At 66.3% G+C, this 19,535-nt stretch carries 18 protein-coding genes and 2 pseudogenes; 6 read left to right on the top strand and 14 right to left on the bottom strand.

The window, feature by feature from the left end:
• Positions 1 to 493: 493 nt before the first annotated feature.
• A complete protein-coding gene (locus tag IU452_RS27575) occupies positions 494 to 685 on the top strand; it encodes a hypothetical protein (RefSeq protein WP_228818882.1) in 192 nt (63 codons plus the stop codon).
• A 578-nt stretch (positions 686 to 1,263) separates the two neighbouring features.
• Here the strand turns inward: IU452_RS27575 and IU452_RS27570 are convergent.
• Entirely contained in the window at positions 1,264 to 2,028 is a 765-nt protein-coding gene (locus IU452_RS27570) for an AraC family transcriptional regulator (protein ID WP_195112105.1), read from the bottom strand.
• Positions 2,029 to 2,112: 84 nt separating this feature from the next.
• Between IU452_RS27570 and IU452_RS27565 the strand changes: the two genes are divergently transcribed.
• Both IU452_RS27565 and IU452_RS27560 read left to right on the top strand, forming a co-directional pair.
• Positions 2,113 to 2,718, top strand: a complete 606-nt coding sequence (locus IU452_RS27565; protein WP_195112104.1) for a nuclear transport factor 2 family protein — start codon at positions 2,113 to 2,115, stop codon at positions 2,716 to 2,718.
• Between the two features lie 162 nt (positions 2,719 to 2,880).
• Positions 2,881 to 3,549, top strand: coding sequence for a helix-turn-helix transcriptional regulator (locus IU452_RS27560; RefSeq protein ID WP_228818881.1), 669 nt, complete (start codon positions 2,881 to 2,883; stop codon positions 3,547 to 3,549).
• 74 nt (positions 3,550 to 3,623) lie between these two features.
• Here the strand turns inward: IU452_RS27560 and IU452_RS27555 are convergent, their stop codons facing one another.
• The 5 genes from IU452_RS27555 to IU452_RS27535 all read right to left on the bottom strand — a co-directional run bounded on the left by IU452_RS27555 (position 3,624) and on the right by IU452_RS27535 (position 8,972).
• A complete protein-coding gene (locus IU452_RS27555; RefSeq protein WP_228818909.1) occupies positions 3,624 to 4,592 on the bottom strand; it encodes a VOC family protein in 969 nt (322 codons plus the stop codon).
• 79 nt (positions 4,593 to 4,671) lie between these two features.
• On the bottom strand, positions 4,672 to 5,796 hold the full coding sequence (locus tag IU452_RS27550) for an FAD-dependent monooxygenase (protein ID WP_324192852.1): 1,125 nt from the start codon (positions 5,794 to 5,796) through the stop codon (positions 4,672 to 4,674).
• 8 nt (positions 5,797 to 5,804) lie between these two features.
• Positions 5,805 to 6,665: a fumarylacetoacetate hydrolase family protein gene (locus tag IU452_RS27545; protein ID WP_195112100.1), complete on the bottom strand. Its 861-nt coding sequence runs from the start codon at positions 6,663 to 6,665 to the stop codon at positions 5,805 to 5,807.
• A 248-nt stretch (positions 6,666 to 6,913) separates the two neighbouring features.
• Positions 6,914 to 7,540, bottom strand: coding sequence for an MFS transporter (locus IU452_RS27540; RefSeq protein WP_195112099.1), 627 nt, complete (start codon positions 7,538 to 7,540; stop codon positions 6,914 to 6,916).
• Positions 7,541 to 7,619: 79 nt separating this feature from the next.
• Positions 7,620 to 8,972, bottom strand: coding sequence for a carotenoid oxygenase family protein (locus tag IU452_RS27535; protein WP_195112098.1), 1,353 nt, complete (start codon positions 8,970 to 8,972; stop codon positions 7,620 to 7,622).
• A 260-nt stretch (positions 8,973 to 9,232) separates the two neighbouring features.
• Here IU452_RS27535 and IU452_RS27530 point away from each other — a divergent pair, with 260 nt between their 5' ends.
• On the top strand, positions 9,233 to 9,436 hold the full coding sequence (locus tag IU452_RS27530; RefSeq protein WP_228818879.1) for a hypothetical protein: 204 nt from the start codon (positions 9,233 to 9,235) through the stop codon (positions 9,434 to 9,436).
• Positions 9,437 to 9,508: 72 nt separating this feature from the next.
• Here IU452_RS27530 and IU452_RS27525 read toward each other — a convergent pair whose 3' ends face one another.
• The 8 genes from IU452_RS27525 to IU452_RS27490 all read right to left on the bottom strand — a co-directional run bounded on the left by IU452_RS27525 (position 9,509) and on the right by IU452_RS27490 (position 17,034).
• Positions 9,509 to 10,555 carry a formylglycine-generating enzyme family protein gene (locus IU452_RS27525; RefSeq protein WP_195112096.1) on the bottom strand — a complete coding sequence of 349 codons (1,047 nt, stop codon included), beginning with the start codon at positions 10,553 to 10,555 and terminating at the stop codon, positions 9,509 to 9,511.
• Positions 10,552 to 11,868: an MFS transporter gene (locus IU452_RS27520; RefSeq protein ID WP_195112095.1), complete on the bottom strand. Its 1,317-nt coding sequence runs from the start codon at positions 11,866 to 11,868 to the stop codon at positions 10,552 to 10,554. Before IU452_RS27520 ends, IU452_RS27525 begins: the two co-directional genes overlap by 4 nt.
• An 8-nt stretch (positions 11,869 to 11,876) precedes the next feature.
• A complete protein-coding gene (locus IU452_RS27515; protein ID WP_195112094.1) occupies positions 11,877 to 13,673 on the bottom strand; it encodes a sulfatase in 1,797 nt (598 codons plus the stop codon).
• A complete protein-coding gene (locus IU452_RS27510) occupies positions 13,673 to 14,278 on the bottom strand; it encodes a PadR family transcriptional regulator (protein WP_195112093.1) in 606 nt (201 codons plus the stop codon). The genes IU452_RS27515 and IU452_RS27510 overlap by 1 nt, the downstream gene beginning before the upstream one ends.
• A gap of 129 nt (positions 14,279 to 14,407) precedes the next feature.
• Positions 14,408 to 15,586 (bottom strand): FAD-dependent oxidoreductase, encoded by a 1,179-nt coding sequence (locus tag IU452_RS27505; RefSeq protein ID WP_228818878.1) that lies wholly within the window; start codon positions 15,584 to 15,586, stop codon positions 14,408 to 14,410.
• A gap of 2 nt (positions 15,587 to 15,588) precedes the next feature.
• Positions 15,589 to 16,146: a DUF6790 family protein gene (locus tag IU452_RS27500; RefSeq protein WP_228818908.1), complete on the bottom strand. Its 558-nt coding sequence runs from the start codon at positions 16,144 to 16,146 to the stop codon at positions 15,589 to 15,591.
• A 91-nt stretch (positions 16,147 to 16,237) separates the two neighbouring features.
• Positions 16,238 to 16,660 carry a MarR family winged helix-turn-helix transcriptional regulator gene (locus IU452_RS27495; RefSeq protein WP_195112091.1) on the bottom strand — a complete coding sequence of 141 codons (423 nt, stop codon included), beginning with the start codon at positions 16,658 to 16,660 and terminating at the stop codon, positions 16,238 to 16,240.
• 35 nt (positions 16,661 to 16,695) lie between these two features.
• The gene (locus IU452_RS27490; protein ID WP_195112090.1) at positions 16,696 to 17,034 is read right to left on the bottom strand and encodes an alpha/beta fold hydrolase; all 339 of its coding nucleotides are present in this window, start codon (positions 17,032 to 17,034) and stop codon (positions 16,696 to 16,698) included.
• A 221-nt stretch (positions 17,035 to 17,255) separates the two neighbouring features.
• On the opposite strand from IU452_RS27490, the pseudogene istA reads away from it, so the two are divergent.
• Positions 17,256 to 18,621: pseudogene (gene istA, locus IU452_RS27485) on the top strand (IS21 family transposase).
• A 2-nt stretch (positions 18,622 to 18,623) separates the two neighbouring features.
• Positions 18,624 to 19,490, top strand: a pseudogene (gene istB, locus IU452_RS27480) (IS21-like element helper ATPase IstB).
• Positions 19,491 to 19,535: the final 45 nt, after the last annotated feature.

Below are 19,535 nucleotides of genomic sequence, written 5' to 3'. Positions count from 1 at the left end.
GCGTTCCGAGCGCTCCGTGGGTCGTAGTCGTTGGCCCTGCAGTCGATCTCGAGACGTCCGCTACTGCTGATTCCAGGATGTCGCTCAGTTGTTGGTGGGAGGCTGAGGGAGGTCGTCGCACAGTTCGCCTGATCAGAGTTGGGATGCGACAGGTTCCTGATGTCGGGGGGTAGCGCCCGTTCGAGTAACGCCGAGGATCCAGCCGCGCTGCCGCGCAACGGCCTACACCTCCCTCGGCCGTAGTTGCCTCTTCGCGATCTTCCCCGCTCGATCGGATGGAGAATCGCGCCGTCAGGAGAACCTGGTGGATGGCTTGCGGTCGTTGTTCTAGTGATCGTCTCGGGCCTGCCTGCGTCGATATTCCGCCCGCCCTGGCCTGGTAGTTCTCTGATGGCATGAAGGAGCGGGCCTCCGCTTCTCGTGATCCGCCACGGCACTACGAGCCCGACACCACCGTGCGCCGGGACGTGTCACCAAGCAGGGCTCACGGCTGGTGCGCTGGGCGGTGATCGAATCGGTGCAGCGGCTGTCGAAGACCAACCCGATCGGCGCCTACCGCGACCGGATCGGCACCCGCCGCGGCAACCGCAACATCGGTGTGGTCGCTGCCGCCCGCAAACAGCTCATCCTGGTCTACTACGGGCTCCGCGACCACACGGTGCGGGCCGTGCAGCCGGCGGCATGAGCATCCCGGATCTGCGGTCGGCGCGGATCGTGCAGGTCATGACTCCCGCTCGGCGGCGAAGCCGTCCCCTCTGATTGATCCCGACCGGCCGCCCACCTGTCGAACAACCTCATGCCCGCACACGTGCCGGGCGAAGGAATGACCGGCAGCCCGTGGGGAGCCTGCCCGAGCCGGGGCACCCGGCGCTGAGGAAACCGATACCCACACCCTACCGACAGTCAGAAGGACAACCGTCACAACAACCTTCCAACCAAACCCCCGATCGCGCATCGGGCAAGCGTCGCGCCGAAGACCACGCCGGCCACCACGGCCGGACAACATCCCGAGCCCCTTGCCCGACCCCGCTCCTTCAGGAATGACCTGCGGAAACGACGTCGCAGATTGGTGCCCCGGCAGGTTCGCCACAGAACTGTCCGTGTGCGTCCAGGTCGACGTCGGCCCGGACGTTGAGTGGTTCGTGGATTCGGGCGAAGGCGAGGATGGCTCGGGGTATACCGAAAGCACCGTCTTCGACCGGGTGGTCAGAGTCTGTCGACTTCCTCGATGCGCACGGCGGCCGGATGACCGTTCGGCAAGATTCACACCGGTGTTCGCTGTTGGAGGCTCGCCTGGTAGCGGCCGGGGGTCTGGCCGAGGATCGCCGTGAACGCGTCGATGAAACTCGTGGTGTTGGCCCATCCGCACAAGGTGGCCGTGTGGGTGACGGAATGCCCGTCCATCAGGTGTACGAGCGCGTGCTGGACGCGCAGCTGGGCGCGCCACTGGTGGAAGCTCATGCCGAGTTCGGCATGGAACAGCCGGCTCAGGGTCCGTTCGCCGGCGCCGACCGCCCGGCCCAGCTCGAGCAGTGTCGACCCGTCGGCGGGGTCGGCGTACAGCAGATCGGTGACGGCGCGGAGCCGGTCGTCGCGCGGTTTCGGCAGGTGCAGCGGTTGCTCGGGCGCCTCGAGCAGCGCGTCGACGATGACGTGGCGCAGTCGCAGCGCGGCATCCCGCGCCGGCGCCGGGGTATCGGTCAGCCGCAGCACCGCGGCGCGCAGCAGTGCGGAGGCGCCGAACACGGTCGGCCTGTCCGGCAGCAGTCTCGACAGGTTCCGGGGCAGCAGCAGTGTCCGGACGTCGGTGTTGCCGTACGCGCTGTGCTCGTGATCGAAACCGGCTGGGGTCCAACTGATCCGGGTAGCCGGGGTGAGCCAGATACCGCCCTCCGTCGCGATCGAGAGGATCCCGCTAGACGGGTAGATCAGCTGCCCCCGCGGGTGTCGGTGCATGGCCATGCGCTCGCCATGCGGCCAGAGCCGGGCGGACTCCGGCGCAGGCACGAACTGGCGGCTTTCTGGCATAGAAAGTCAGTTTACCGGTGGTTGTCACCCGCGGTGATGAGCAACAGTGGAATTACGAGCACACAGCACCAGGAGGACCAGGCGATGAGCGAGACCCGAATCGAAGACCGCCAGGCGATAGGCGAATTGATGACCGGCTGGATCCACCGGGACAAGGAGCACTGGGCAGAGCTGGCCGCCCTGTTCCACGCGGACGCCACGCTGCGGATCCTGTGGTTCTCCGGCCCTGCTCACGACTTCATCGACGGCTCCCGCCGCATGGGGCACGGGCCGCTGCGGAGTAAGCATTTCATCGGCGCCCCCACCGTTCGCTTCACCGGTGATCGCGCGTTCGTGGAGACCAACGCGATCCTGCTCGCGGAGCTCACCGGCGCGGGAATCGGTGCGACCATTCACAATCGGTTCCTCGATCGCGTGAGCCGCCGCGATGGTGCGTGGCGGATCGAGCATCGCGACTCCGTCTACGACATGGGCGGATTCACCTACCCCTTCGGCGTCGGAGGTGCACCGGACATCGACGCGGAGGCGCTTTCGGCTCGTCACCCCCGGGAGTACGCGGCGCTGGCCTACCTCCTCGAAACCGCGGGACACCCGGTAACCGGCACCTACCCGACTCGCTTCGGCGATCAGGAGGCTGCCATCCTCGAGGCAGGCGACGCCTGGCTGGCCGCGGCGGACGCGCGCCGATGATCGTCCTCGGTGACGGCGCCGCGCGGGTGCGCCGACGGCCCCGAAGGCGACCGGGAGGTCACGATGGAGCTTAGTGCAGACCCTCGGTCGCCGATACTCAGCATTGATCGAAACGGGGCGGCAGCTCGCCGGACCATCGACTGGCATGCACATGACGAAGCGATGCTGCTGTGGTCCGCCACCGCGACCGTGACCATGAGCACCCCCGTCCGCGATTGGCTCGTGCCTCCCGGATACGGCCTCTGGGTTCCGCGCGGGATCGAGCACACCGAGAAGGCCCTGCAGCCGGGAGAACTGTGTGTCGTCCTGTTTGCACCGGAACTCTGCCCCATCTCCTGGACCGAACCCGTGGGTCTCTCGGTAGCGCCCCTGCTGCGCGAGCTCATCGTGCATCTGCACGCGGCCGAACCGGATGATCCCAGCCGCGCGCACGCCGAGCCATTGGTGTTCGATCTCCTGAAGCCGTTGCCCATCAACACAATTGATGTTTCCATGCCCACGGATCCACGGATACGGACGATCGCCGAGCAGATCATCGCCGACCCGAGCGACTCCCACGATCTGACCTTCTGGGCACACCGGGTCCACGCCGGGGTACGCACCCTGTCTCGGGTGTTCCTCAGCGAAACCGGCCTGACGTTTGCGCAGTGGCGAACGCACGTCCGCATGCGAGCCGCCGCCCAGCAGCTGTCCGAAGGACGATCCGTCAGCGCCACCGCGCGCACCGTCGGCTACCGCAAGCCCAGCGCCTTCATCGCCGCATTCCGCCGGTCGACCGGCCAGACGCCGGGGACCTATCTCCGCTCGGGCACGACGAGCGACCTCGGGTAGTTCCACTCTCGCCCGTAGTTCGCGTTCGAGTATCTTGCCCGTTGCGTTCTTCAGCAGTTCGTCAGCGATCCCGCCTATTCCCACGGGTTGCTGGTGGCGAATCCGGCCGCGGCTGGGTCGGGCGGAAAGACCTCCAGGATAGAATCCGGCGGCGTGCTGTTGCGATAGAAATCCAGCGAACCCTCCGGCGGCGTCCACTTCACCGGTGCCCAGTCCGGTTCGTAGTTGCGACGGCCGCCGGACATGACCTCGATACGCAGTCCGCTGGGATCGCGCGTGTAGAAGTACGATTCCTCGCCCATTCCGTGGCGCCCGGGGCCGTACTCCAGGGTGGCGCCCGCTTCCAGCAATGCATCGCAGCCCCGATAGAGGGCGGACGGCTCGTCCACCCAGAACGCCACATGGTGAAACCGTCCGGGGATACCACTCGAGTCGCGAATCAGTCCCAGATCGTGGGCGCGCTCGTTCGTGCTGAGCATTGTGAAGAACGGTTCGTCGTTGAGCACGGTGTATTCCATGAACCGGAACCCGAGAGTGTCGCGGAACCACTCCGTGGTTGGCATCAGGTCGGCGACGGATGGAACCGAGATATGGTCGATCTGGCGGAGCGCGCAGCCGCGGATGCCGAGTTTCTGTGGCCTCGACGGAAATGTCGAGGCGAGTTCGGCGGGGGCCTCCCAGCGGTCGACTTCCCAGAAGACCTCGTGCAGTTGCCCACTCGGGGCACGGAACCGGTATGCCGGACCGTGGCCGGTCTCGTCGTCGAGCCATTCTCCGGTCACGCCGGAAGCCTCGATCCGCCGGACAGCTTCGTCCAGTCCGTCCTGCCCGTCCGACCGCCAGCCGATATGACCCACGCCGGTCCGGGGGCTTTGTGTGAGCTTGACGCTGTGGTGGAAACGTTCGCCCCAGCAGCGAAGATAGACCGACTCATCGGTTCGCCCGGACTCCTCGAGTCCGAGGACGTCGGTGAAGAAAGTCGTGGATTGCTCGAGTGTAGGAGTCAGCAATTCAACGTGTGCTAGTTGCGAAAGTATTCGCATCGACATGGATTTTCCACCTTTCCGAGGAGTGCTGGTTTTGTGGGGATCGGTCGCGAGCAGTATTTGCGGCGACGATCGATCAGATGGGTTGGGCGAGCAGCTTCTGGCTTTCGTTCATCAAACGAGCCGCCTCCGAGCCGTGTTCGGCCGCGTTCTTCTCCCACTCCGAGAGCTGCACGGAGTTGTCGACGATGGCACGACAGCGCGCGAAGCGGCGCCGGGTGAATGCCGAGAGCGCGGCCTCGACGGTTTTCTCGCTGGTGAGAACATCGGCCAAGACGTATCCGTCCTCCATTGCCATGCCGCCTCCCATGCCGAGCTGCGGTGTGGGGAGGTGAACCGCGTCACCGATGAGTACGACGCGTCCGCGAAACCACGGCGAAGGCGCTATTAATTTGTGCAACGGACGGATATCCACCTGTGCCGGATCGGTGATTGTCTCGCGGATTTCGGCTGGTAACGCGCTGAAATCCGCCAGCATTTCACGCATCATTTCCGGGGCAGCGTCCGCGGCGGGCCTCGATCGCTGGGTTGCCGACTCGACGACATAGGCATACATGCGGTCCGCGCCGATCGGCATGAAACCCGCCTTGCGACGGACGCCGTACAGGAAAGTGCTTGTCGTAAAATCGCTGGGCCGCTGGACGACGGCGCGCCAGACCGCCTGCTCGAGGAAAGTCGGGGCCGGTGCCGCGGCACCGAGCAGCCGGCCACGTATCTGCGAGAGCCACCCGTCCGCGCCGACGAGAAGGTCATACCGGTCCGTCGTGCCGTCGCTGAAGGTGACCGCTACCGCCGTGCCGGTCTGCTCGAAGTCCGTGACGATCGTGCCGACGCTGAGGCTCGCCCTGGTTGCGAGCGCGGCCGCGAGTAATACGTCGAGCAGTTCGGGACGATACATACCCGCGATCGCCGGCAGTTTCGGACCGAGCAGGCGGGGCAGGTCGACGGTCTCCAGCAGTTCTCCCGCCGCTGTGGCGGTGACGAGCTCGGTGACACCGTAGCCGCGCTCGAGGCATGCTTCGGCCAGTCCGAGGTCACCGAGCACGCGCAGCGCCGGTCCCATCAGCGTGATACCGCTGCCGTTGGAGGAGAATCCCTCGTTTCGCTCGACAATCCGGACCTCTATACCCTGGCGGCCCAGGGCGATCGCTGTTGCCAGGCCGGCGAGACCGCCGCCGACCACGAGGACGCGGCCGACCACCGGGCTGCTCATCCGACCGGCTCCACCCGGAATGTGTTTCGAATCGATCCGAGACCGTCGATGCTCACTTCGACGACGTCCCCGTCTTCGAGATATGTCTCGGTCGCGGCCCCGACACCCCCGGGGGTCCCGGTCGCGATGACGTCGCCGGGCACGAGATCCACTATCCGGGACAGATCGGCGATCAGGCTCGGAACGTCGAAGACGAGGTCGGCGAGGAAGGCACGCTGGCGCTCCTCGCCGTTGACCGTGACACGAAGTTCCAGCGCCGGCACATCGTCGATTTCGTCGACGGTGACAAGGGTCGGCCCGAACGGCGTCGAGGCCTGGAAGTTCTTGCCCGCGAACCACTGTGTGGTCCGATTCTGGAAATCGCGAACCGAAACATCGTTGATGACCGTGAGTCCGGCCACGTGATCCCAGGCGCGTTCGGCCGAGATGTCGGCGCCGGCCGTTCCGACCACTACCCCGAGCTCGCCCTCGTAGTCGATCTTGCCGCAGGTCGCCGGCAGGACGATATCGGCATACGAGTCGGCCAGTGACCGCGCGAGCTTGTCGAACAGCGCCGGATGAGCGGGCAGATCGATGCCCATCTCCGCCATATGGGTGCGGTAGTTGAGGCCGACGCAGACCGTGGCGCCCGGATTCAGCACCGGCCGCAGGAGATCGTTTTCCCGCAACGGCAATTCCTGGCCGCCCTCCCACAGTACGAGCCGTGCGGCGTCCAGACCGGCCGGGCCGGCCTGCAGCAGCGCACCGACATCCTCCGGCGGCGCGGCGCCGTTGATCGCGGGGATGAGCAATGCGGCGTTACCGCACTGAACCGCGGCCCGCGGCCCCGATTCGGTCGAGAGAGTCATCAAGCGCATCACATGTTCCTTTCCCAGGGGCATGAGTGAATTTTCAGAAGCGCGCCACCGCGCTTCGTCCGCCACAGCCACACGGGACCGGCGTGGGCTCGGCGCGACGGCCCACCGTTCACGTCCGACCTTTCAAACGCGGGCGCTGAACTGCGGTAAGCCAGACTCTAAGTTGGCGGGCGCGCGCCTGGCGGCCACAAAATGCCCCGTAACGGCCAAGCGGAAGGTGGCTGACTTGCCCGACCATCACCATGGTTTCAGTTCGAGCCTCTGATTCGTTGTCCAGCAACGTGATTCGCCCCTGCGTGAACGCGCCCCTGCCCGGCGTGCCCGATCTGCACAGCGTCTCCTGGTCCGAGTACGGTGCCACGACCGGGATCTGGCGACTGCTCGAGATCCTGCGTACGCAGCGCATGCCCGCCACATTCGGTGTGAACGTCCTGGTCGCCGAACGATTTCCCGGCGGGAAACAACGCCAGCACCAGTGCGAGTGCGGTCGGGGCGAGCAGTGCCGCGCCCACCCCCTGTCCGACTCGGGCCGCGAGGAGGACCGCGGCGGTGGGGGCGAGACCTGCCGCGATCGAACACGCCGTGAAAATCGCTGTGCCGGTGAGAAATACCCGCCGCCGTCCGAATACGTCGCCGAGTCGACCGCCCAGAAGCAGCAGGGCCCCGAACGCGAGTACGTAGCCGTTGACGACCCAGGACAGCCCGACGGGTGACAGCTCGAGCCCGCGCCCGATGTCGGGCAGCGCGACATTGACGATCGAGGTCGTCAGCACGACCAGGAACTGTGCGGTGGCCAGGACGATGAGCCCGATCCATGCCCGGGTCGGCGGGGTGGGGGTCCGGGTTACGGGGACGGGCTGTAGTAGAGGGTTCATGATCTGTCTCCATGCCCATGTGGCCGTTCCGACGGCTCGGTGGCCATCGGACGGCCACATGCGGTTGTCCTGACGCCGATCAGTCCGCGATCCAGGATCCGTGGATACCGCCGGGCACGTGCCGCGGCAGTTCGACGGCCGCGACCGGTGGCGCGGTGAAGTCGTGGGCGTCGAGGACGAGCAGCTCCGACGTCTTCCCGGCGCGGTCGCCGACGAGGGTGAGCAGGTAGCCGTCGTCTTCGCCCGTGGCGTCGGCGGCGGGGACGAAAACAGCTTCACCGGGGATACGACCCGCCCCGGTCGGAGCCAGCAGGCGAGCGCCGGTGTCGTTGTCGTACTTGACGATTCCGACGCCGTCGGATCCGGAGCCGGGGTAGGCGACCGCGTAGCTGTAGCGGTTGCGGCGCCCGAGGTAGTCGTCGTTGATGGTCGGGAATTCGGTGACCAGCGAGTCCATCATTTCCTCGCGTGCCGTGGTCTGCCCGGGTTCGAGGACCCAGCGGTACTGCAAGGCACCGGCGACCGGGTCGGTCGGGTATCCGGGTGCGCCGATCCACCACTTCCACGACGTCTCCCAGCTCGACCGGCCCAGCCGCGGGCCTTCCACGACGACCCGTCCGGCCGCGTCCTCGTAGGCATTCGAAACATGCAGCATCGCACCGGGTTCCACATCGAACCAGCGCACCGGACCGGGGCCGGTGCGGGGCAGGATGCCCATGCGCGCCTGGTAGGCGTCGTCCCACCGGTAGGGGATGCCGGAGGTTTCGGCGGGGTTGAAGGTCACCGACAGGTCCAGCCATACGGCGTAGTGCTCGGTGATCGCGAAGTCGTGCATCAGCGACGAGCCGGCCCCCTCGACGACCTGCTGGTGGCGCAGGTCGCCGTCGGCGGAGGCGATGTAGTAGATCAGGTGCGGCGCGACCGGGGAGTAGGCGAAGAAATGCAGTTCGCCGGTGACCGGGTCCGCCTTCGGGTGCGCGGTCATCGCGGTTTTCAGCTTGCCGCCGAAGTCGTAGGCGCCGACCGTATCCAGCTCGGGAGTCACCTCGAACGGCAGGTTCGCCTCCTGTAGTGCAAGGATGCGGCCTGCGTGCTCGATGATGTGGGTGCCCGCCACGCTCGCGGTCAGATCGATGCTGCCGTCCTCGCGGATATAGGGTGCGCCGTCGAGGGCGGGCGTCTTCACCCACCGGTTTCGATACCACTCGGCCTGACCGTCATGCAGCCGCAGGCCGTGGAGCATGCCTGCGCCTTTGAACCAATGTGTCGGTGTATCACCGGGTTTCGGGTTGTGGCCGTTGCGGAAGTAGCGGCCGTTCAGTTCGGCGGGGATGGTCCCGCGCACGGGCAGACTGTGCGCGGTCACCTCGTCCGGCACGGGCTGGTAGTGGCCGGTCAGGTAGGGCTTGGGGAGTGTGGTGTCGTTGTTCATCGGGTAACCTCGTGATTCAATCGAGTGGCGGGGTGCGCTCCGAGAACGCACCCCTGCCAAGAGTTTTCGTCGTCAGCTCCAAAGCCTGAGCATGAAGACAGCGGCCGACGCCCTGGGCGCGGACTGCATGCTGCGGCGCAGGGCGATACCCAGCCCGGCGGTGGCGAAGCCGACGAACCCGAGCAAGATCGGGCTCCACTGCCAGCCGAACGTGGTGGCTAGTGTCGCAAGGATGGGCGGTCCAATGGCTTGCCCCAGTGTTGAGCCCTGCAGCAGCGCCTCGACCGTCGCGGCGGCCGCATCGGGGCGAGTGCCCAGAGCCCGACGACGATATCGGCATCGTCGGCACTCTCAACTTCATCCCGCGCGACGTCCTCGCCGTCTGCTTCGGCATCCCCGAAACCGCGTTCGGCCAGATCCCCACTGATATCAAGCCCGTCGTCATCACCAAACGCCCTCGCTGACCACACCGCGCCGTCCGACGTTCGGTGTCGCCGCGCGCAGGCGACCTCGGCACGCACCGGTCCGCGGGACAATTACCCGCGCGGACCGGTGCTGATCGTCGAGCACGAACAGACCGGCGGGGACGACGAAGGGCCGGGCTGATCTGTGTCGGTCAGTGCCGTCCGGTGTCGTCTCCGTTCCGTAGGTGTGGTCGCCGAAAGCTGTTGGGTGAATGAGTGTTTCGAGCCATCGGCGGGTAGTGCTGAGACGGTGCGGAAGCCGGCGTTGCCCATGGTGGCATCGGGGGTGTTCGAGGATCGGGCGGCAGTGCGGTATCTGGAGCAGTAGCTGTCGTGGCACAGATACGAGCCGCCGCGCAGTACCCGCGACGCCCCAGCCACGGCGCCTTGTGGATCGCGCACGTGCCCTGCTCGAGCGTCGTGGCTGTAGGTGTTCGGGGAGAATCGGTCATAGCACCACTCCCAGACGTTGCCTGCTGTCTGCCAGAGTCCGTACCCGTTGGGCCGGTAGGAGCGCACCGGTGCGGTGGTCAGGAATCCGTCCTCCTGGGTGTTGACGTTCGGGAAGCTGCCCTGCCAGATGTTGGCCCGCCACTGGCCGCCGGCATCTGGGGCATCGTCACCCCAGGGATAGCGGGTTCCGGACAGCCCACCGCGCGCGGCGAATTCCCATTGCGCTTCGGTCGGGAGCCGTCGGCCTGCCCAGTCGCAGTAGGCGATGGCGTCGTGCCAGGACACCTGGACGACCGGGTGGTCGGCGCGGTCGTCGATGCTGGAATGCCGTCCTTCGGGGTGCCGCCAGCTGGCCCCCTCCACCTCTACCCACCAGGGACTCTGTGGAGCGCGTCCGACGAGGTCGTGCTCGTCGGCGGCCAGCACGAGGTGGAATACGGCGGAAGATCCGAGCTTTTCCGCGTCGGTTCGGTATCCGGTCTGCGCCACGAAGGTCGCGAAGGCGGCATTGGTGACGGTGGTCGTGTCGATGGTGAACGGCGACAGTTCCACGGTGTGCACGGGCGTCTGCCCGTCGGCGTGAAATCCGTCGCGGTGCGGATCGCCCATCGCGAACGCCCCGCCGGGCAGGCGTGCCTGTTCGATCCGGTGGCGGTCGGAGCTCATCGAATTCGCTCGGCTAGGCGGGTGCGTTGCCGTTCGACGTCGCGGGGATAGGTGCGGTAAAGAATGGTGCAGAAGGCGGCGTTGGCGAGCATGAGTATGCCGGGGATCCAGAGCATGACGCCGCGTAGGCCGATCACGTCGGTGAGCAGTCCGGCGGCGAGGTTGAACAGCGCGTAGGCGAGGGCTTCGAACACCGACAGCAGGAGCGCGAAGGCCGCGCCGCGCATTTCGGGCGGAACGACGGCGGCGACGATGGGCCGGTTCACCCCGGGGTTGAGGCCTTGCATGAAGCCCAGGACCGCCCAGAAACCGGCGAAGATCTCGATGCCGCCCCAGTCGTGCTGGGTGCCCAGGATGGCGACGACGCCGAAACCGAGTTGGGCGAACTGCAGGATGATGATGCGTCCGGTCTTGGGGAGCCTGGTCTGCAGGAAGTCGGTGGCCAGACTGCCGCCGACGGTGCCGAGCAGGTAACCGATGCCGAAGGGCAGGGTGACGATCGAGGCGACGGCGGTGGTGAAGCCGTAGGTGTGGACGAGGAAGATGATGCCGAAGCTCATGATCAGCAGGTGGCCGGAGATGAGCCGCTGGATCAGCATGAGGACGAATGTGGGAATCCGGAGCATCTGTTGCACTGCGGCCCAAGTGATCCGGTCGTTCTCGGCATGCTGCGGCCGGGCGGTTTCGCTGGCGCCGACGCCAGGATCGGTGAAGAACACGGCCAGCAGCACGGCGGTGAGAACGGTGAGGGCGCCCCAGGCGAAGAATCCGTACCGCCAGCCGTCTGGCACGCGGGACAACTGCCCGATCAGCGGTCCGAGTACCGAGCCGAGCAGCGAGATCGCGCCCCAGGTGTAGCCGTTGGCGCGTCCACGGGCTGTGTCGTCGAACAGATCGGCGGTGATTTCGCTGGCGATCGGCAGTGCCGAGGCGATGAACACGGCCGATAGTCCGTAGAGGATGATGAGCTGAACGTAGTTCTGTGCGAGTCCGGTTGCGGCGGTGGCGATTCCGGTGCAGCCGGTGGCAACAGCGAAGGTGATCTTGCGGTTCGTCCGGTGCGCCACCCACGCCCATAGTGGCCCGAAGACGATGCTGATGAACTTCGCGAGGGAGGTCAGGTAACCGACCGCGGCCGCGGGCGCCGCGACCGCTTGGACGATGACCGGGGCGAGCGTGCTGAGCACGCTGGATTCGTTGTTGTCGGCCCACAGCGGAGCGACGACGAGGGCGAGTTTGCGCCAGCGGCCGGGGACGATCACCGGCGCGGCATCGGTGAGTGCCGGGGACGCCGGCACGACTTTGTCTGTCAAGGGATGTCTCACTGAGGGTGGCGGGAGATCGGTCGGCTCTCGGCCAGTGCCCGATCGAGGCGGTGCAGGGTTCGCCTGGTCAGAACCGGGCTGAAGGGGGCCAATTCGAGGAGGGTGGCCGAGGCGGTCTGCTCGGCTATGCGGGCGATCGCGGGCCCGAGCGTCGCCTCGACGACCGTGCGGGTATCGGCCGTGGCGAGCAGATCGGTGATCGGCGTGTTCACCCCGGGCCGCCCAGTCGGGAAATCTTCCGGCACCGGGAGCGGCTCGACAGCTTCCTGATAGATCGGCAGTTGGGCCCTGGCCAGCAGGTGCCGGTAATCTGCCTTTCCTTCCAGCGGCAGGCCGAGGCGGAGGAACTGGGAGTCCGGCGCGTCATTGGCACGCATGAGGTCGAGCAGCAGGTCGATCATCCGCAATTCGAGGTCATCGTCGACGATCGGGTTCTCCTGGTCGGGGTCGCTGTCCAGGTCGAACAGAACCGTGCCGAAGGCGAACGGGTCGCCGACGGCGAACCCGGGTACCCGCAGCACCGGAACGTTCTTGGTGAACGACAGCGGGCCGACCAACTGCGCGTTCTCCAGTTCACCCGGGGTGAACCGGGTGACCATGTGCGTTGGCATCAGGGTGTGCTCGAACAACGGCGCATTGCCTGGCGCGGCGGGAGCCCGCAGATACACGTACCGCCCGTCGGTGACGTTGACGTGCCCGCCGAAGACTCCGAACAGCGCGCCAACCCGGTGCCGGTCCGGGGCTGGATGCCGCAACAACGGCAGCAGGGACCGTCCCTGCATGTCCGCGGTGGGCTGAAGGCCGAAGAAATCCAGCAGGGTGGGGCCGAAGTCGATGGTCTGCACCAGTTCCCGGCAGGTGCCCGCTTTCGTCCTGGCAACCGGATCCCAAAGGAACAGCGGCGTGTGAATGTTCTCGTCGTACCACGGCTGCACGTTCTTTCCCCACCAACCGTGCTCACCCAGCAGGAACCCGTGGTCGGTGCACACGATCAGCAACGTGTCGTCCCACAGTCCCAGCTCGTCGAAGACATCCAGGACGCGACCGAGCGACGCGTCGCACATCGTCAGCAGCGCGGCGTACTCGGCCCGCGTACGGTGCACGGTTTCCGAATCTTCCTCCACCCGTTTGTAATCGGGCCACGCCGTGGACTCGCTCGCCGCCTCCAGCGCGGGATAGTGGCGTTGGTGGTCGCGGTGGGAGAAGTACGGTTCGTGTGGGTCGAAGCACTCGATTTGCACGAACCACGCGTCCTCGGCGTGATTGGTCCTGATGAACTCGAGACCGGCGTTCACCGTTCGGACCTGCGGGTGATCGGCCGGTTCGGTCAGATACTTCCGGTTGACCAGGTCCTGCCGCCACAGGTGGTGGCGAACCCGGCGCACGCTCTGCGGTTGCGGTGGATCGGCGACCTGCCCCTTCCACGCGTCGCCCTCCTGGCCACGGAAGAACTCGAAGGTACGGAATCGACTGTGGTACGTCGCTCCGCCGTCCTCCCAATAGTGTGGATGGTCGGTGACCAGATGCGGATATATCCCCGCCGCGGACAGCATCTCCGGCACGGAATCGTCGAAGGGTTCCAAGGGACCCCAGGAACGATGCAGAAAGTTGTGGCGGCCGGTGTGCATCTCGCGGCGGGCGGGCATGCACGGCATCGAGCCGCCGTAGCAATTGTCGAACCGCACAGTGTGCGCGGCGAGCCGGATGAAGTTCGGCGCGTGCACCCACTCGGCGCCGTACGGCGGCAGTAGCCGGCGGTTGAGACTGTCGAACAACATCAGGACCGCGCGCATCAGTTGCCCGCCTTGCGAATCCCGGCCTGCCCGGCCTCGACGGTGGCCGCGCGGGCCTCCAATTTCTCCAGCAACTCCTCGAGCCACGCGATCCAGCCGTCGATCTGCCGCTCGCCCTGGCGCCGGATCTGTCGTGCGATGAAATCCAGGGCCTCGGCATCGATTTCGGCCCGATCGTCGTCGGCCTCGGTGTCGTACGGGCGGTTTCGGTTGAGCCGCACCTGCTCGCGCCGCGCCGCCAGTTCTTCCCGCACGAGATCGAGCGTGCCTGGCTCGCCGAGCATCATGCTCACGCGCAGCCGGAACGCGAACTCCGGATCCTGGAAACGGCGCGGCGGCATGTACGAGGAGCGCACCCAGCGCCGCAGCCGCGCCATCCCGGCCTCGGTGACGGAGTAGATCTTCGCGTCCGGCCCGCCGTCGCGGGGATCGGTCCGCCACACGACGGAGCCCTCGACCTGCATGCGGTTCAGCTCGCGGTAGATCTGGCTGGCATGGCGGTCCAGGCCGACGAACTTGCCTTCGACATAGCACCACCGCTTGATGTCGTAGCCGCTCATCGCCCGGGCCGCCAGCAACCCAAGCAGAGGGTATTCGAGCTTCATCGAGCCCTTCCTGATGTAGGTGCAAAAGCACTAGGTGCAAAATCCTATAGCTTGAGCGCCGGTTCGTCGGCTTTTCGGTGCGAAATCCCTTACCGCCCAAGGCACCAGCCATACTCAAGCCCTGGTTTGTCACCTCGCCGCGAAGGCGATTTCGGGGGTCCAGGACAGTGCGTTGCCCATCGCGCTGAGGTACATCGAACGCGGCGTCAGCCACACGAGGCCGTTGCGGAACGCGACCTTCAGCGGATTGCGCCACTGCGCAACCCGTCCTGACGAGGCCGCGACCCGCGCCAGTTCCTGGGTCCGCGGACGCCGCGTCAGGTCGTAGTCGGCTGCCAGGGATTCCGCGGTCGACGCTTTCGCGGCGAGCCCACCGAATGTCGCGGCGTCCTCCAGTGCCTGTGCCGCTCCCTGCCCGAGATCGGGTGTGCTCGCGTGCGCGGCGTCACCGAGCAGGACCACCCGGCCGCGGGTATAGGTGGGCAGCGCTGTCTCCAGGGAATAGATGTCGTGGCGTAGTAGTGATTTCGGCGGGGTGGCGGCGAGCAGCCGCGGGATCGGGTCGTGCCAGTCGCGGAAACGTCGCGCGACCGCCTCGATGCTGTCGTGCGGGTGGGAGTTCGGCGGGGCCGACAGCGTCGCGTACCAGTACACCCGCCCATCGGTCAGCGGCATAATGCCGAACCGCTTGCCCCGCCCCCAGCTTTCGATCAACGAGCGGCCCACCTCGATGTCGGCGGCGGCCTCGGCTGGTACCACGCCGCGCCAGGTGAGGTACCCGGCGTAGACCGGCCCAGGGTGCCCGGGGAACAGTTGCGCTCTTGTCGGACTGTCGAGGCCGTCCGCGGCGACGACGAGGTCCGCTCTGAGAGTTGCGGACTCGCCGGATGGACGCTGGAACGTCACGGTGCCCGTTTCGGGATCGACACCGGTCACCCGGTGGCCGGTTTGCAGGTGGGCGTGCTCCAGCGCCCCGATAAGCATGGCGTGTGCGTCGGCCCGGTGCAGCATGTACCCGGAGACACCGAACCGGCGCCGGACCTCTGTTACGTCCCCCCGCAACAGCCACCGTCCGGATGCGGTCCGAACTCCCGTGGCGCCCTGCGCGGTATCCAACTCCCGGAGCCGGTCCGCAAGTCCCAGCCAGTTCAGCGCGCGCACCGCGTTGGGTGCCAGCATCAGCCCCGCGCCGACCGGCCGGAACTCCTGCGCGCGTTCCAGCACCGTCACCTTCCAGCCGGCGCGCTCCAGGCCGAGCGCCGCGCTCAACCCGCCGATTCCGCCACCGACCACCACTGCCCTGCTCATGTCTATCTGCTCCCGGTCTCGCGCGCGGAAACACCCGCGCCGCTAGGCAACAGGGACGCAGGCACGGGCTGCTCGATAGCGGGCAGTCGTTGCGAGTAGCGGGCGAGAACGATCATGACCGCGGGGAAGAGCAGGTCGCAGACCAGCACTCCACCGGTATTGCCGGGAGCATGGTCGCCATTGGCGGACCACTGGTAGACGTGGCCGATCGCCGCACCCCACAGGAACATGCCGGCGCCGAGGCCGATGGTGATGCGCTCGCGGGCGGTGGCCGAGGCGGCGCGGAATCCCATGACAGCGAGCCCGAGGTTGGCGAAGGCGATCTCGAACTGAAACGGGGTCCGGTCGAAGCCGATCGCGGTAGCCATCACGTCCGGGACGGTCAGGAAGGCGATCGTCATCCACAGGCTGCCGCAGCCGAGCGTGGCGATGGCCCACCACCGCTGCCAGGTTTCCAGGGCGGCTGCACGGGAGGCGCTGTGCCGTGTCCGGATCAGTGCGCCGACAACCGCGATCAGTATCCAGACCAGAGGGAAAGCTGACTGGGCGAGGTAGGACATCTCGTTCACGACCTCGAGTGTTGCATGGTTAATATTAACCAGTCAAGACTATTGTTCGTCGAGGTAGAAACATCCGAGGTGCCGGATCGAGCTATCGACGTGGCTCGAGAAGCTTGGCCAGCGTGGCAGTGTCGTGCAGGTAGCGTTCGTACGGAAAGCCCGCTTCGAGCAGCGCATCGCGCAGCTCGTTCTGCAGCGGCCTATCGCTGCCGTGGAAGGCGTTGCGGCCGGCTTCGGTGGTGCTGACCAGTCGTCGCCGTGCGTGCTCGGGGTCGGGCTCGACCGCGACGAATCCGGCTGTTTCCAGTGGGCGTAAGGCCCGGCTGACTGCCGGGTCCGACACTGCCAGCGCCTGCGCCAGCTGATGCTGGGTCACCGGCTCGATTTCTTCCAACGTCCCCAGCAGGCGTATCTGGCTGTAGGTCAGCGCACCGGAGTCGTCCACGCGTCGCCGCGCGGCCTCTCCGAGCAGGTACACCACGCGATGCAGCAGGTCCCCGAGTCCATCGTCCACAAGTCGAACGCATCAGAATCTTGCCCGGTTAACATTCATGGTTCGCCAGCCAGAAGTTTCGCCGTACCCTCGGGAGCCTCGACCTGGAAATGGTGGCTGGCCAGATTGATGAGCACGATCTCGAGGCGGTCCCCGTAGCGGTCGATTGTTTCTTGTGTCACCAGATCACCTATCGCGAACACGGTGATCGGCTGCTTCGTCTCGCGCAGCGCTGCGTCCATGTCCCAGCGGATCAAACCCTCGATGGCGCGCCGACCGGCGGGCTGGCGCACTGCGACCATCTTCTCGAAGTACGAATCCATGCGAACCGGGTCGGTCCCGGCCGGCGAACCACCCTCGACGAGACCCCCGTACCGCTGCGGCGAAGTCGTCATTGGTTTTGTCCGTGAATCACGACACCGTTCATCGGTGAATCTCGACACCACTCCTGCGCCGGAAGTTGTTGGTATCCGCGAATTTTGACACCACCTGACGGGTTCCGGTGGCAAGATCATCGTGCTATCAATCTGCAACGGCCCGTAGGAGTGGACCCGTGCCGCCGAACCAATCCAAGGCGCAGCTGTTTGCGGCGATCCGCCGGGACTCGCGAGCGGGCATGTCGGGCCGGGAGCTACGGGCCAAGTACAACGTCGGCTACCGCACGGTCAACGCCGCGCTGACCTCAGCGTTCCCTGAGAAGCGCAAGGAGTATCCGGCGCGGGCCTCGAAGCTGGATCCGTTCAAGGGGTTCATCGACGAGATGCTGCGCACGGATCTGGACGCGCCGCGCAAGCAGCGGCACACGATCAAACGGATCTACGAACGGCTGATCGACGAGCACGAGATGCAAGACGTGTCCTATCAGCGGGTCCGCGACTACGTCGACAAACGCAAGCCGCAGATCAGGGTCGAGGCCGGCCGCGAACCGCCGCAGGTGTTCATCCCGCAGACCCACCGGCCAGGCGAGGAAGCAGAAGTCGACTTCGGTGAGGTGACCGTCGAGCTAGCCGGTGAGCGGATGGTGCTCTGGCTGTTCTCGCTGCGAATGTCGTTGTCGGGCCGCTCTGTTCAGCGAGTGTCGGCTTCGGGCGGGCAGGAAGCGTTCCTGGAGGGCCACGTTCACGCGTTCACCGTGCTCGGCGGGGTGCCGCACGGGAAGATCCGCTACGACAATTTGAAGGCCGCGGTGGTGAAGGTTCTCGGGTTGAGCAGGGCCAGAACCGAATCCGAGCGCTGGACCGCGTTCCGCAGCCATTACGGCATAGAGGATCCGTTCTACTGCCTCCCGGGCATCGAGGGCGCACACGAGAAGGGTGGTGTCGAAGGCCAGATCGGGTACTACCGGCGCAACCACTTCGTCCCCGTCCCGAAAGTCGAGTCCCTCGAGGAACTGAACTCACTCGTCGAGCAGTGGGACACAGGCGATCTGGCGCGGCGGATCGGGGCGCGAGCGCGCACGATCGGCGAGCATTTCGCGCTGGAGGCGCCGACGCTGAAACGGCTGCCGGCCGAGGAATTCGAGACCGGGTCGTGGCTGCCCACGCGGGTGGATCGGTATTCGATGGTCGCGGCGCGGACAAGCCCGCCAGAGCGGGAAGTTCACCAAGAGCCACGACGCGTGGTGGGCCGCGGTCCGCAAAGCCCACGGCGAACGTGACGGAACTCGCGCGATCATCGAAGTTCTTCTGCTGCACCGCAGTATGCCCCATGACCAGGTCGCGGGCCTGGCCGCCGCGCTGCGCGCGGGAGCGCTGACCGCGGACGCGGTCGCGCTCGAGGCCCGCAAGGCCGCCGAAGCCACACCGCGGCTGGCCAACGTGGTCGATCTCGACGAACCCGACCCTGATCCTGATCCGGTTGCGTCGCTGACCGCGCGGCGCCTGGCGCACCTACCGCCCGACACTCGGCCCCCGCCGTCGGTCGCGATCTATGACCAGTTGCTTCGCATCACCAAACCGAGAACCGCAGAAGGGAATCCATAGAAATGACCAGCCCTACCCCGCGCCGCCACGGCATGACCGACCAGGCCGCCGACACTGCTGTCGACCAGGCATGCCGGATGCTGCGGCTGCCCAGTATCCGCACCCAGTTCAACGACATCGTCGAAACCGCGACCCGCGACCAGATGAGCTATCGAGCGTTCCTGGCCGAGCTGCTGCTCGTCGAATGCGACGACCGGGCGCGGCGCCGCTCCGAACGCCGCATCCGCGCCGCCGGATTCCCGCGCGATAAATCGTTGCGGGCCTTCGACTTCGACGCCAACCCCAACATCGACCCCGCCGTGGTCAACACCCTCGCCAATTGTGATTGGGTGTGTAAGGGCACCCGCTCTGCCTGATCGGTGACTCCGGGACCGGCAAGAGCCACCTGCTGATCGCGTTGGGCACCGAAGCCGCGATGCGCGGCTACCGCGTGAAATACACTCTGGCAACGAAACTGGTGAACGAGCTGGTCGAAGCCGCCGACGAGAAGGTGCTGGCCAAGACGATCGCCCGCTACGGGCGAGTCGATCTTCTTTGTATTGACGAACTCGGATATGGAGCTCGACAAGCGCGGCGCCGAGCTGTTGTTCCAGGTATTGACCGAGCGCGAGGAAAAGAACTCTGTCGCGATCGCCTCGAACGAGGCGTTCTCCGGCTGGTCGAACACGTTTCCCGAACCGCGGCTCTGCGCCGCGATCGTCGACAGGCTCACCTTCGGTGGGAAGATCATCGAAACCGGAACCGACAGTTACCGACTCACCCGCACCGCCGCACTCAACACCGCTACCACCACTGCGCAGGCGCCGACGCCGACGCCGACGCAACCGGTATTCACCGATGCTCAGCAGTCACTGGAAGTCGTGCCCTGACCAGCATTCTATCGGCGAATTGCGACACCACCCGGCGCCCGAACG

Origin of the sequence: Nocardia transvalensis (assembly GCF_015477765.1) — a bacterium.
Taxonomy (GTDB): Bacteria; Actinomycetota; Actinomycetes; order Mycobacteriales; family Mycobacteriaceae; genus Nocardia; species Nocardia transvalensis_A.
The sequence above is the reverse complement of the archived record's forward strand: the minus strand, read 5'-3'. Positions and strand labels throughout refer to the sequence as shown.

Bases quoted from the DNA above. Each gene is read 5' to 3' on its own strand.
- IU452_RS27570 (WP_195112105.1), bottom strand. From the start codon at position 2,028: ATGCCAGAAAGCCGCCAGTTCGTGCCTGCGCCGGAGTCCGCCCGGCTC.
- IU452_RS27565 (WP_195112104.1), top strand. From the start codon at position 2,113: ATGAGCGAGACCCGAATCGAAGACCGCCAGGCGATAGGCGAATTGATG.
- IU452_RS27560 (WP_228818881.1), top strand. From the start codon at position 2,881: ATGCTGCTGTGGTCCGCCACCGCGACCGTGACCATGAGCACCCCCGTC.
- IU452_RS27555 (WP_228818909.1), bottom strand. From the start codon at position 4,592: ATGCGAATACTTTCGCAACTAGCACACGTTGAATTGCTGACTCCTACA.
- IU452_RS27545 (WP_195112100.1), bottom strand. From the start codon at position 6,665: ATGCGCTTGATGACTCTCTCGACCGAATCGGGGCCGCGGGCCGCGGTT.
- IU452_RS27540 (WP_195112099.1), bottom strand. From the start codon at position 7,540: ATGAACCCTCTACTACAGCCCGTCCCCGTAACCCGGACCCCCACCCCG.
- IU452_RS27535 (WP_195112098.1), bottom strand. From the start codon at position 8,972: ATGAACAACGACACCACACTCCCCAAGCCCTACCTGACCGGCCACTAC.
- IU452_RS27525 (WP_195112096.1), bottom strand. From the start codon at position 10,555: ATGAGCTCCGACCGCCACCGGATCGAACAGGCACGCCTGCCCGGCGGG.
- IU452_RS27515 (WP_195112094.1), bottom strand. From the start codon at position 13,673: ATGCGCGCGGTCCTGATGTTGTTCGACAGTCTCAACCGCCGGCTACTG.
- IU452_RS27510 (WP_195112093.1), bottom strand. From the start codon at position 14,278: ATGAAGCTCGAATACCCTCTGCTTGGGTTGCTGGCGGCCCGGGCGATG.
- IU452_RS27505 (WP_228818878.1), bottom strand. From the start codon at position 15,586: ATGAGCAGGGCAGTGGTGGTCGGTGGCGGAATCGGCGGGTTGAGCGCG.
- IU452_RS27500 (WP_228818908.1), bottom strand. From the start codon at position 16,146: ATGTCCTACCTCGCCCAGTCAGCTTTCCCTCTGGTCTGGATACTGATC.
- IU452_RS27490 (WP_195112090.1), bottom strand. From the start codon at position 17,034: ATGACGACTTCGCCGCAGCGGTACGGGGGTCTCGTCGAGGGTGGTTCG.